Below are 11406 nucleotides of genomic sequence, written 5' to 3'. Positions count from 1 at the left end.
GGGCCAGGCCGCTCGCGGCCAGCAGTGCCTTGCGGGGGCGGGGTTTGCGGTGACGGCCCCGGATGCGGGCCAGGGCGCCGGCGGCCCGGGCGGGCGGCTCGGCGGTGCGTGGTGCCGACGGTCTCTTCGGTGTCATGGTCTTCCCTCCCTGCCGCGCGCCCCCGACGCGCCGCGGTGTGCGCAAACTATGCGTTCCGGTGGGGGGCGGGGCCGGAGTCGGCCGGATGTCACTCGAACGGGTGGGCGGGGGGTGACAAGGGAACCGGGCGTGCGCCCTTTTCGCCGGCGGGCGTGGGCTGCGATGATCGGGACGAGCGAGAAGTTAACCCGCGTTAACCGGAGGGTGTCATGCGTGAGGAACGGTTCGGGGAGTTCGTGCTGGTGCGCCGGCATGAGCGGGGGCATGTCGCGGAGCTCGTCCTCGACCGCCCCAGGGCGATGAACGCGGTGTCGACGGAGATGGCCCGCTCGGTCGCCGGCGCCTGTGCGGCGCTCGGCGCGGACCGTGACGTACGGGCGGTGGTGCTGACCTCGTCGCACGAGCGGGCGTTCTGTGTGGGCGCCGACCTCAAGGAGCGCAACTCCTTCAGTGACGCCGATCTGGTGCGCCAGCGGCCCGTGGCGCGCGGGGCGTACACCGGGGTGCTCGAACTGCCGGTGCCCGCGGTGGCGGCCGTCCACGGGTTCGCGCTGGGCGGTGGCTTCGAGCTGGCCCTGTCGTGCGACGTGATCGTGGCGGACCGTACGGCCGTGATGGGGCTGCCGGAGGTGTCCGTCGGGGTGATCCCGGGCGGGGGCGGTACGCAGTTGCTGCCGCGGAGAGTGGGGGCGGCGCGGGCCGCCGAGCTGATCTTCACGGCGCGGCGGGTGGAGGCCGCCGAGGCGCGGGAGCTGGGGCTGGTCGACCGGCTGGTGGACGAGGGGCGGGACCGGGAGGAGGCGCTGGCCATGGCGTCCCGGATCGCGGCGAACTCGCCGGTGGGGCTGCGGGCGGCGAAGCGGGCGCTGCGGCTCGGGCACGGGCTGGACCTGTCCGCCGGGCTCGAGGTCGAGGATGCCGCATGGCGGTCCGTGGCGTTCTCGGGGGACCGGGCCGAGGGAGTGGCCGCCTTCAACGGGAAGCGCAGGCCGGAGTGGCCCGGCGAGTAGCCGCGCGCGGGGCTGCGGATCACCTCCTCGATGTCCCGGTTCGTCCGAAATCTCCCTAATCTGGGGGCATGGGTGAGGAGAGCCGGCTGGCGGCCGTGGTGGCGCTGGCGCAGGGCATGGCCGCCGCGCACAGTTCGCGGGGGGCCTGGCGGGCCGCGGCCTGTGGTGCCTGCCGGGCGCTGGGCGGGAGCTTCGCCGCGCTGTCGGTGTGGGAGCGGGAGCTCGGGCGGCTGCGCGTCCTGGTGAACGTCGGGGAGCTGGTCGAGGGGGAGGAGGAGTTCCCGGAGGACGAGTCCTATCCGGTGCACCAGTTCGCCGAGATCACCGAGTTCCTGCACGAGCGGTGGGCGGGTGGCGGCGAGCCCGACGCCTGGGTGGAGACCGCCGGGGGTCCCTCGGCCGGCCCGGCGGAGTACTGCCATCAACGGGTCGCGGCCCTCAGGCGGCGGGGACGCGGCTGCTGTGTGGTCGCGCCGATCGTGCTGCACGGGCGGGCGTGGGGCGAGCTGTATGTGGCCAGGCCGGCCGGTGTGCCCGTCTTCGGGCGGGGTGACGCCGACTTCGCGACCGTGCTGGCGGCCGTGGTGGCGGCGGGGATCGCGCAGACCGAGCGGCTGGAGGAGGCCCGGCGGCTGGCCTTCACGGACTCGCTGACCGGGCTGGCCAACCGGCGTGCGGTGGACGCCCGGCTCGACGAGGCGGTGGAGCGGCACCGGCGGGACGGCACCGTCGTCAGCCTGGTGGTGTGCGATCTGAACGGGCTGAAGAGGGTCAACGACACACTGGGGCACGCCGTGGGGGACCGGCTGCTGGAGCGGTTCGGGACCGTGCTGTCGCTGTGCGGGGCCATGCTGCCCGGTGCCCTGGCGGCGCGGCTCGGCGGGGACGAGTTCTGTCTGCTGGCGGTGGGCCCGTCGGCGGACGAGGTGGCCAAGGCCGCCGACGAGGTGTGCCGGCGGGTGGTGCAGCTGGGGATCGGGGACGGTGTCGCCTGCGGGGTGGCCTCCACCGAGGACCCCGTCGGGCCGGTGCGCTCCGCCCGGCGGCTGTTCCGGCTGGCGGACGCCGCGCAGTACCGGGCCAAGGCCGAGCGGGCCGCTCATCCCGTGGTCGCCGGGCGGGAGGGGGCGGACGACCCGGTCGTACGGCTCGCGGACGAGCCGTCGCGGGCGCCGGACGGGGAGCGGCGCCGGTTCCGGGGGCGGCATTCTCCGTAGCGTGCCGGTAAGGGGCGCGGGCCGCGTCCAGGGGTGACATCGTCGAATTCACTGCGTACGCTCCTGAATATGGATATGCACACTGTGGTGGTGGGGACGTCGGGTGCGACCGCGTCCGACGTACTCGCCGTGGCGCGCGGCGGTGCCCGCATCGAACTGTCCGCGGAGGCGGTGGCCGCCCTCGCCGCGTCCCGCGAGATCGTGGACGCCCTGGCCGCCAAGCCGGAGCCCGTGTACGGGGTGAGCACCGGTTTCGGCGCCCTGGCCACCCGTCACATCAGCCCGGAGCTGCGTGCCCGGCTGCAGCGCAACATCGTCCGCTCGCACGCCGCCGGCATGGGGCCCCGCGTGGAGCGGGAGGTCGTCCGCGCGCTGATGTTCCTGCGGCTGAAGACCGTCTGCTCGGGGCGCACCGGCGTCCGGCCGGAGGTCGCGCAGACCATGGCCGACGTGCTGAACGCCGGGATCACCCCGGTCGTCCACGAGTACGGCTCCCTCGGCTGCTCCGGCGACCTGGCCCCGCTGTCCCACTGCGCGCTCACCCTCATGGGCGAGGGAGAGGCGGAGGGTCCCGACGGAACCGTGCGCCCGGCCGGTGAGCTTCTCGCCGAACACGGCATCCGGCCGGTCGAACTGCGCGAGAAGGAGGGGCTCGCCCTTCTCAACGGCACCGACGGCATGCTCGGCATGCTGGTCATGGCCCTCGCCGACCTCGACCTCCTCTACAAGTCCGCCGACGTCACGGCCGCCCTCAGCCTGGAGGCCCTGCTCGGCACGGAGAAGGTGCTCGCCCCCGAACTGCACGCCATCCGCCCGCACCCGGGACAGGCCGCCAGCGCGGCCAACATGCTCGCCGTGCTGAAGGACTCGGGACTGACGGGGCATCACCAGGACGACGCCCCCCGGGTCCAGGACGCCTACTCCGTGCGCTGTGCCCCGCAGGTCGCCGGCGCAGGACGGGACACCCTGGCCCACGCCCGGCTGGTCGCCGAGCGCGAACTCGCGTCGGCCGTCGACAATCCGGTGGTGCTGCCTGGGGGTACCTCCCAGGCTTTCGGCTCTGGGGGAGGGCGGGTGGAGTCCAACGGCAACTTCCACGGGGCGCCGGTCGCCTACGTGCTGGACTTCCTCGCCATCGCCGTCGCCGACCTGGCCTCCATCGCCGAGCGCCGTACCGACCGGCTGCTGGACAAGAACCGCAGCCACGGGCTGCCGCCGTTCCTCGCGGACGACCCCGGTGTGGACTCCGGGCTGATGATCGCTCAGTACACCCAGGCCGCCCTGGTCGGCGAGTTGAAGCGGCTCGCCGTACCGGCGTCGGCGGACTCGATCCCGTCCTCCGCGATGCAGGAGGACCATGTCTCCATGGGCTGGTCGGCGGCGCGCAAGCTGCGTACGGCCGTCGACAACCTCACCCGGGTCGTCGCGGTGGAGCTGTACGCCGCCACGCGGGCCGTCGAACTGCGGGAGGGGCTGACGCCCGCTCCCGCCACCCGGGCGGTCGTCGAGGCGGTGCGGGCAGCGGGTGTGGGCGGTCCGGGGCCGGACCGGTATCTGGCGCCGGATCTCGCGGCGGCCGACGCGTTCGTCCGCGACGGGCGGCTGGTCGCGGCCGTGGAGACGGTCACCGGGCCGCTGCGCTGACCCGCCCGGGCCCCGCGGACGGTACCGCCGCGGGGCCCGGTCCGGACCGGGTGCCTAGAAGTCCAGCCGTTCGCGGCGTACCGAATAGACGACGAAGCCCGCGCCGAGGGCGAGGCTGGCCGTGCCGCCGATGACGTACGGGGTGCTGTCGAAGCTGCCGGTGTCCGCGAGGCGGACGTCCTGGCCCGTGGTGTCCAGTGAGGCCGACGTGGTGCCGGTGACGACTCTCGCCTGCTCGGTGACCTGCGGGGACGGAGTCGCCGGCGGCGCGTCCCCGGCCGGCGTGTCCGACGACGCGTTGGCGGAGGGGACGAACCACAGGGCACACAGCAGGGTGCCCGCGGCGGTGGCGGTCAGCAACGGACGGAGCGCGGATGACACGGAATATCGATCCCCTTGTGGCGCTGGCGAATTGGCCGTGTGGTGCGATGTTAGTGAAAGCCGCGGGTCACAGGAAAGTCACGGGAGCAAAAAGCCGTACGCTCCGGGCATGAGCACTCCAGAGACATCACGGTTTGTCCGGCTTCGTGTCGAGCTCGTCCTCGAGGTCGACGACGAGAAGGCGGTCACCGGCGCCGCGTTGCGCAGGATTTCGGACGAGGCCGATATGCCGGCCGAGGAGCGGGTGCACGCCGAGAGCACCGTGACCGAGGACTCCGCGGAGGCCCTCGCGCAGTTGGTGGATCCGTTCAGCCTGCTCAGTGAGGTTCCCGGAGTCGAACTCCTGCAGGCCTCCTGGAGCGCCGAACGGATCGACTACGACCCGGACTCACCGGAGTGGGACCTCGACGAGGACGATGGCGAGGACATCTACGACGAGGAGGACGGCGCGGACCGGGCCGGCTGAGCCGACTTGGGGAAAACTTGACCCCGCGCGGCAACCGCCGCCGGGGTCACCGCGTCTCAAGGGGAGCACTGACCGCCGTCCTCACCGTCCGCTCCCGCGGACGTGGTGAGCCCCACACTCGCGGGCCCTGGGGAACCGGATCACCCGGTCGTAGCGTTGAAGATTGTGGACGGGCCCCTCGGCTTCGCGCCGGGGACCCGTGGGGTTGGGATTCGGCAACGATGGAGAAGCGTGTGATGACGGACGGTAAGCGGCGCAGGCGTCTGGCGGCCGCGTCCGCTCTGCTCGGCGGAGTGCTGGTGCTCTCGGCGTGTTCCGGCGGCGGTGACGACAGTGCCTCCGGCGGCGACGGCAAGGACACCTCGCAGGCCCAGGTCGACGAGGCGGCGGCGAAGAAGTCCTCCGAGGCGCAGATCAAGATCACGCCGAAGGACGGCTCGAACAGCGCCTCCATCAACAACTCCGCCGCCGTGACCGTCAGCAAGGGCACGCTGACCGAGGTGAAGATGACCACCTCCGACGGCACGGCCGTCGAGGGTGAGATATCCGCCGACAAGAAGAGCTGGAAGCCCAGCGCCCAGCTGGAGCGCGCCACCACCTACAAGGTGACGGCCACCGCCGAGGACTCCGAGGGCCTCGCCGCCCACGAGAACGCGTCGTTCACCACGGTCTCCCAGGCCAACAGCTTCATCGGCAACTTCACCCCGGACAACGGCACCACGGTCGGCGTCGGCATGCCCGTGTCGATCAACTTCGACAAGGCGATCACCGACAAGGCCGCCGTCCAGAAGGGCATCACCGTCTCCACGACCAGTGGTCAGGAGGTGGTCTGCCACTGGTTCAACGCCAACCGCATGGACTGCCGTCCCGACGACTACTGGAAGGAGAACTCCACGGTCACCCTGAAGCTGGCCCTCGACGGGGTCGAGGGTGCCGAGGGCGTCTTCGGAGTCCAGCAGAAGACGGTCACCTTCAAGATCGGCCGTAACCAGGTCTCCTACGTCGACGCCGAGACCAAGCAGATGAAGGTCACGCAGAACGGCAAGACCGTGCGCACCATCCCGATCTCCGCCGGGGCGCCCGAGAACAAGACGTACGAGGGCCGGATGGTGATCTCCGAGAAGTTCAAGGAGACCCGGATGAACGGCGCGACGGTCGGCTTCACCGACGACGACGGCAAGGGCGAGTACGACATCAAGGACGTGCCGCACGCCATGCGTCTGAGCACCTCCGGCACCTTCATCCACGGCAACTACTGGGGCGCCAAGTCCATCTTCGGCAGCGTCAACACCAGCCACGGCTGCGTCGGCCTGGCCGACGCCAAGGGTGCGGGCGACCCGAACACGCCGGGGTCCTGGTTCTACGACAACTCGATCGTCGGTGACGTGGTCGTCGTCCAGAACACCGGCGACAAGACCATCGCCCCGGACAACGGCCTCAACGGCTGGAACATGAGCTGGGAGCAGTGGAAGGCGGGCTCGGCGGTCTGACGCCCCCTCCGGACACCGGAGCGAACCCACCCCGCACGGCCGATGCCCTCGTCCCCTCCTCCGGGAGCGGACGGGGGCATCGGCCTGTCCCGCCGCTCCTCCGCACGGGCCGGTGGACCGCGGGAGGGGTTGAGACGCCAACCACGCGGTTGCGTAACGGAGTTCCGGCGACGGGGTAACAGTCACCCGGCGACTTCGCCCCCTCGCCCCGCAGCGGTTGGCCGCTTGATCACCCCTCGGGATACTGCGTGAACCGGGGGGTGCGCGCATGCGTACGAGACCACCCCCGGCCGGGTGATTCCTTCTCACCCGGCGACCTCGCTAGGGGGAACTTGCGCAGACAAGTGAAGAGAGCGTGCCTGGCCACGCTCGCCACGGCGACCGCCGTGGCGCTCGCGGCGGGCATGGCCGGCCCCGCGTCGGCCGACGGGGAACGCGTGGACGCCGGTACGGCGTCGGCGGACGCAGAACGCGCACACACCGGTGCCGCGCCCGGGCCGAAGGCCCGGCACCGGATCACCCTGATCACGGGTGACCGGGTCGCGGTGGACGCCACGGGGCGCGTCGTCGGGCTGGAGCGGGCCAAGGGGCGGGAGCACATACCCGTCCAGGTCCGCAGGGTCGACGGCCACACCCTCGTGCTGCCGGTGGACGCGGCCCGGCTGGTCGCCAGTGGCAAGCTGGACCAGCGGTTCTTCGACATCACCGAGTTGAACAAGGCCACGAACCGCGGCTCACAGAAGCGGGGCCTGAAGGTCATCGTCGGCTACAGGGGCGGCGCGGCGAGCGCCAAGGCCGACGTCCGCGACGCGGGCACGGTCCGCCGGACCCTGAAGTCCCTGAACGCGGAGGCCGTGCAGACCCCGCACGAGGACGCGCCCGAGCTGTGGGACGCCGTCACCGACGGGGACGCCGCCGCCTCCGGTGTCGCCCATGTCTGGCTCGACGGCGTGCGCAAGGCCTCCCTCGACACGTCCGTGGCGCAGATCGGCACCCCCGAGGCGTGGGCGGCCGGCTACGACGGCAAGGGCGTCACCATCGCCGTCCTGGACACCGGTGTCGACGCCACCCACCCGGACCTCAAGGGCCAGGTGACCGCGTCCAGGAACTTCACCTCCGCGCCCACCACCGGCGACAAGGTCGGCCACGGCACCCACGTCGCGTCGATCGCGGCCGGTACCGGCGCCGGCTCCAAGGGCACGTACAAGGGCGTCGCGCCCGGGGCGAAGGTCCTCAACGGCAAGGTCCTCGACGACGCGGGCTTCGGTGACGACTCCGGCATCGTGGCCGGCACGGAGTGGGCGGCCGCGCAGGGCGCCGACATCGTCAACCTGAGCCTGGGCGGCACGGACACGCCCGAGATCGACCCCATGGAGGCGGCGGTCGACAAGCTCTCCGCCGAGAAGGGCGTCCTGTTCGCCATCGCGGCCGGCAACGAGGGTCCGCAGTCGGTCGGTTCGCCCGGCAGCGCCGAAGCCGCCGTCACCGTCGGCGCAGTCGACGACAAGGACCTGCTCGCCGACTTCTCCTCCACCGGCCCCCGCGTCGGTGACGGGGCCATCAAGCCGGACGTCACCGCTCCGGGTGTGGACATCACCGCGGCCTCGGCGAAGGGCAACGACATCGCCGGGGAGGTCGGCGAGAAGCCGGCCGGCTACATGACCATCTCCGGTACGTCGATGGCGACCTCGCACGTCGCGGGCGCGGCGGCGATCCTCAAGCAGCAGCACCCCGAGTGGACCTCCGCGGAACTGAAGGGCGCGCTCACCGGCTCCACCAAGGGCGGCGCCTACACGCCGTTCGAACAGGGTTCGGGCCGGATCCAGGTCGACAAGGCCGTCCGGCAGACCGTGATCGCCGAACCGGTGTCGCTGAGCTTCGGCATCCAGCAGTGGCCGCACACCGACGACAAGCCGGTCACCCGGCAGCTGACCTACCGCAACCTCGGCGACGAGGACGTCACGCTGAAGCTGACGTCGACCGCCACGAACCCCCAGGGCAAGGCGGCCCCGGCCGGCTTCTTCGAGCTCGGCGCCACGACGGTCACGGTCCCGGCCGGCGGCAGGGCGTCCGTGGGCCTCACGGCCGACACCCGGCTCGGCGGCTCCGTCGACGGCGCCTACTCGGCGTACGTGGTCGCGACGGGCGGAGGGCAGACCGTGCGTACGGCCGCCGCGGTGCAGCGCGAGGTCGAGTCGTACGACGTGACGCTCAGGTTCCTCGACCGCAAGGGCAAGCCGGCCGCCGACTACATCGCCGGTCTGGCCGGCATGACCGGTCTCGGCGCCGGCCGTGGTTCCAGCCCTACGACGCCGACGGCACCGTCACCACCCGGGTGCCCAGGGGCGGTTACGTCCTGGACGCCGGCATCCTCGTCGGCACCGACCTGGAGGTCTTCCAGGGCGCCGACTGGATCGCCCAGCCGAAGCTGAACGTCACCGCGAACACGACGATCACGCTGGACGCCCGCAAGGCCAAGCCGGTGAACATCACCGTCCCGGCCACGTCGGCCGAGCAGCTGTTCGCCGCGGCCGAGTACACCGTGACGACGGACGACGACGCCATGTCCTTCGCTGGTGGATGGACTCGTACACCGACTTCCGTTCCCTGCACCTCGGTCCGCAGATCACCGACGGCTCCCTGTACCAGCAGTGGGACGCCCACTTCGGCAAGGGCGCCAAGGAGCAGTACGACACCATCACCGGCACCGAGGTGAAGAAGCTCGTCCCTGCCGCAGCGCCGGCCGTACCTGCTGGGTGCGGGGCGCCTGCTTCCGCCGCTGCCGCCTCGGCTTCGCCAGATGGGTCAGATGGGCCCGCTCGGCGTCGGAGAGGCGCAGGGCGTGCGCGATCGACTCCAGCACCTCCGCCGACACGTTCCGCCCGTTGCCCTGTTCCAGACGCGTGTAGTACGCCACGGACACCCCGGCGAGCTGGGCCAGCTCCTCGCGGCGCAGGCCCGGAACCCGGCGGTGGCGTCCGAAGTCCGGCAGACCCACGTCCTCCGGCTTGAGCCGGGCCCGCCGGGTCCGCAGGAACTCGCTGAGCCCCGCACGCGGGTCGAGCCCGCCGTTCGCGGGGCCGGCCGGGTCGGTGCTCTGCTCGTCCATGCCGTCCAGTATTCCCGGTCGTACGCACGGCATCCTGTCCCCGCCGGTGATACGCACAGCCAACGTAGGCAGAACCGTGGACTGGGTGGGTTCCTGCCTTCGGCGCAGGCTTGGGGACGTGCCCGGCCGGACAGAAGACGGCCGGGCCCACGACCCCACGAGGAGAACCCGGCATGACCACTGTTGCCGCGTACGCCGTGCCCGCCGCCAAGGCTCCGCTCGAGCGGACGACCATCGAGCGGCGCGAGGTAGGCGAACACGACGTGTCGATCGACATCAGGTTCGCGGGCATCTGCCACACCGACATCCACCAGGTCCGCGAGGGCTGGGGCGACGCGATCTTCCCGATGGTGCCCGGCCATGAGATCGCCGGTGTGGTGTCCGAGGTCGGCCCCGGTGTCACCCGGTTCGCCGTCGGCGACCGGGTCGGCGTCGGCTGCATGGTCGACTCCTGCCGCGAGTGCGACCACTGCCGGGCGGGCCGGGAGCAGTACTGCGACAGCGGGATGACCGACACCTACAACGCCCTCGACCGCAACGGCGAGCCCACCTACGGCGGCTATGCGCGCCGGATCGTCGTCGACGAGAACTACGTACTCCGCGTCCCCGACAGCCTGGGTCTCGACGTCGCCGCGCCCCTGCTGTGCGCCGGCATCACCACCTACTCCCCGCTGAGGCGCTGGGGAGCGGGCCCCGGCACCAAGGTCGCGATCCTCGGCATGGGCGGCCTCGGCCACATGGGCGTCAAGATCGCGCACGCGCTGGGCGCCGAGGTGACCGTGCTGTCGCAGTCCCTGCGCAAGAGGGACGACGGCCTGAAGATGGGCGCCGACCACTACTACGCCACCGCCGACCCGAAGACGTTCGACGAACTGCGGGGCACCTTCGACCTGATCGTGTCGACCGTGTCGGCCCCGCTGAACCTGGACTCCTACCTGTCCCTGCTGAGGCCGGAGGGCACGCTGGCGAACGTCGGCGCCCCCGAGGAGCCGGTCTCCCACAACCTCTTCTCGGTGATCGGCGGCGGCCGTGCCCTCGCCGGTTCGATGATCGGCGGCATCGCCGAGACCCAGGAGATGCTGGACTTCTGCGCCGGGCACGGCATCGGCGCCGAGATCGAACTGATCGCCGCGGACGGGATCAACGCAGCGTACGAACGCGTGATGAGCAGCGACGTCCGCTACCGCTTCGTGATCGACACGGCGACGATCTGACCCACCACGGCGCCCGCCCGCCGGGTGGCCGGCAGGCGTCGGCCGCCCGGTCGGCAGAGGTGAACCGGCCGGTGGTCAGTGCGGCAGGCTCGCCGGGCTGCCGCCGTTCGCCTCGTAGCCGGCGACCGCCATGGCGCGGTAGACCGCGAACTCGGCGGCGGGGTCGGGGGAGAGGGTCCAGGGGAGGGCGCCGACGTGGCCGTCGATGTGTATGAGCTGGCTCATGGCCTCCGCCCAGCGCTCCCCGCGGACCAGGAAGAAGACCAGCAGGTGCCGCACGTGCGCCGTCATCGGGTCGTCGGGGCGGGCCGCGTGCACCGCGTGCAGCGCGCCGTGCACCGCCTTGGTGACCGTCTCGCTCCGGTAGAAGCCGGCGACCAGGTTCACCTCCGGCAGATGCTCGAACACCGCGAACAGCGGCATGGCGGCGAGCAGGGAGCCCTGGGGCGCCCGCGCCGCCGCGGCCTCCGCGAACGCGTACGCCTGCTGCCGCGAGCCGTGCCACTTCTCGCACCAGTAGTGCAGCGCGGCCAGATGTGCGCCCATGTGCGCGGGGGCGCGGTCCAGGATCTTCAGCCAGACCTGCTCGAAGTCCGGCTGGGAGTAGCCGAGACCGCGCGCCACCGAGAGCTCCACGATGTACGGGACCGGGTCGCCCGGAGCCAGCAGCGCCGCGTCTCCGCACGCCGCCTTCGCCTCCTCCATGATGATCCGGAACTCGTCCGTGCCGGGCGCC

7 protein-coding genes and 3 pseudogenes are annotated in these 11406 nt (G+C 72.0%); 7 read left to right on the top strand and 3 right to left on the bottom strand.

The window, feature by feature from the left end; genetic code table 11:
• Positions 1 to 348: 348 nt before the first annotated feature.
• The 3 genes from B9S61_RS02520 (at position 349) to hutH (ending at position 4010) form a co-directional block, all read left to right on the top strand.
• Positions 349 to 1149 (top strand): enoyl-CoA hydratase/isomerase family protein, encoded by an 801-nt coding sequence (locus B9S61_RS02520; RefSeq protein WP_103540714.1) that lies wholly within the window; start codon positions 349 to 351, stop codon positions 1147 to 1149.
• Between the two features lie 68 nt (positions 1150 to 1217).
• Positions 1218 to 2366 carry a GGDEF domain-containing protein gene (locus B9S61_RS02515; RefSeq protein WP_181007206.1) on the top strand — a complete coding sequence of 383 codons (1149 nt, stop codon included), beginning with the start codon at positions 1218 to 1220 and terminating at the stop codon, positions 2364 to 2366.
• Between the two features lie 75 nt (positions 2367 to 2441).
• Complete coding sequence (gene hutH, locus B9S61_RS02510) at positions 2442 to 4010, top strand: histidine ammonia-lyase (RefSeq protein ID WP_103540713.1); 1569 nt, start codon at positions 2442 to 2444, stop codon at positions 4008 to 4010.
• Positions 4011 to 4064: 54 nt separating this feature from the next.
• Here the strand turns inward: hutH and B9S61_RS02505 are convergent, their stop codons facing one another.
• A complete protein-coding gene (locus tag B9S61_RS02505; protein ID WP_181007205.1) occupies positions 4065 to 4391 on the bottom strand; it encodes an LPXTG cell wall anchor domain-containing protein in 327 nt (108 codons plus the stop codon).
• 109 nt (positions 4392 to 4500) lie between these two features.
• Here B9S61_RS02505 and B9S61_RS02500 point away from each other — a divergent pair, with 109 nt between their 5' ends.
• From B9S61_RS02500 to B9S61_RS02490, 3 genes and pseudogenes are all read left to right on the top strand, one after another.
• A complete protein-coding gene (locus tag B9S61_RS02500; RefSeq protein ID WP_103540711.1) occupies positions 4501 to 4857 on the top strand; it encodes a hypothetical protein in 357 nt (118 codons plus the stop codon).
• 236 nt (positions 4858 to 5093) lie between these two features.
• A complete protein-coding gene (locus B9S61_RS02495) occupies positions 5094 to 6347 on the top strand; it encodes an Ig-like domain-containing protein (protein WP_103540715.1) in 1254 nt (417 codons plus the stop codon).
• Between the two features lie 404 nt (positions 6348 to 6751).
• Positions 6752 to 9152, top strand: a pseudogene (locus B9S61_RS02490) (S8 family serine peptidase); the annotation flags it as partial.
• Here the strand turns inward: B9S61_RS02490 and B9S61_RS02485 are convergent.
• A pseudogene (locus tag B9S61_RS02485) lies at positions 9076 to 9456 on the bottom strand (helix-turn-helix domain-containing protein); the annotation flags it as partial. The pseudogenes B9S61_RS02490 and B9S61_RS02485 sit on opposite strands and share 77 nt — an antisense overlap.
• Before the next feature lie 173 nt (positions 9457 to 9629).
• Here B9S61_RS02485 and B9S61_RS02480 point away from each other — a divergent pair.
• On the top strand, positions 9630 to 10670 hold the full coding sequence (locus B9S61_RS02480) for an NAD(P)-dependent alcohol dehydrogenase (protein WP_103540710.1): 1041 nt from the start codon (positions 9630 to 9632) through the stop codon (positions 10668 to 10670).
• A 75-nt stretch (positions 10671 to 10745) separates the two neighbouring features.
• Here the strand turns inward: B9S61_RS02480 and B9S61_RS02475 are convergent.
• Positions 10746 to 11406, bottom strand: a pseudogene (locus B9S61_RS02475) (hypothetical protein); the annotation flags it as partial.

Origin of the sequence: Streptomyces sp. SM1, from assembly GCF_002910825.1 — a bacterium.
In the GTDB taxonomy this organism is placed as follows: domain Bacteria; phylum Actinomycetota; class Actinomycetes; order Streptomycetales; family Streptomycetaceae; genus Streptomyces; species Streptomyces okerensis.
The sequence above is the reverse complement of the archived record's forward strand: the minus strand, read 5'-3'. Positions and strand labels throughout refer to the sequence as shown.

Excerpts from the sequence above, each read along its gene's own strand:
- B9S61_RS02520 (WP_103540714.1), top strand. The coding sequence starts at position 349 with ATGCGTGAGGAACGGTTCGGGGAGTTCGTGCTGGTGCGCCGGCATGAG.
- B9S61_RS02515 (WP_181007206.1), top strand. The coding sequence starts at position 1,218 with ATGGGTGAGGAGAGCCGGCTGGCGGCCGTGGTGGCGCTGGCGCAGGGC.
- hutH (WP_103540713.1), top strand. The coding sequence starts at position 2,442 with ATGCACACTGTGGTGGTGGGGACGTCGGGTGCGACCGCGTCCGACGTA.
- B9S61_RS02500 (WP_103540711.1), top strand. The coding sequence starts at position 4,501 with ATGAGCACTCCAGAGACATCACGGTTTGTCCGGCTTCGTGTCGAGCTC.
- B9S61_RS02495 (WP_103540715.1), top strand. The coding sequence starts at position 5,094 with ATGACGGACGGTAAGCGGCGCAGGCGTCTGGCGGCCGCGTCCGCTCTG.
- B9S61_RS02480 (WP_103540710.1), top strand. The coding sequence starts at position 9,630 with ATGACCACTGTTGCCGCGTACGCCGTGCCCGCCGCCAAGGCTCCGCTC.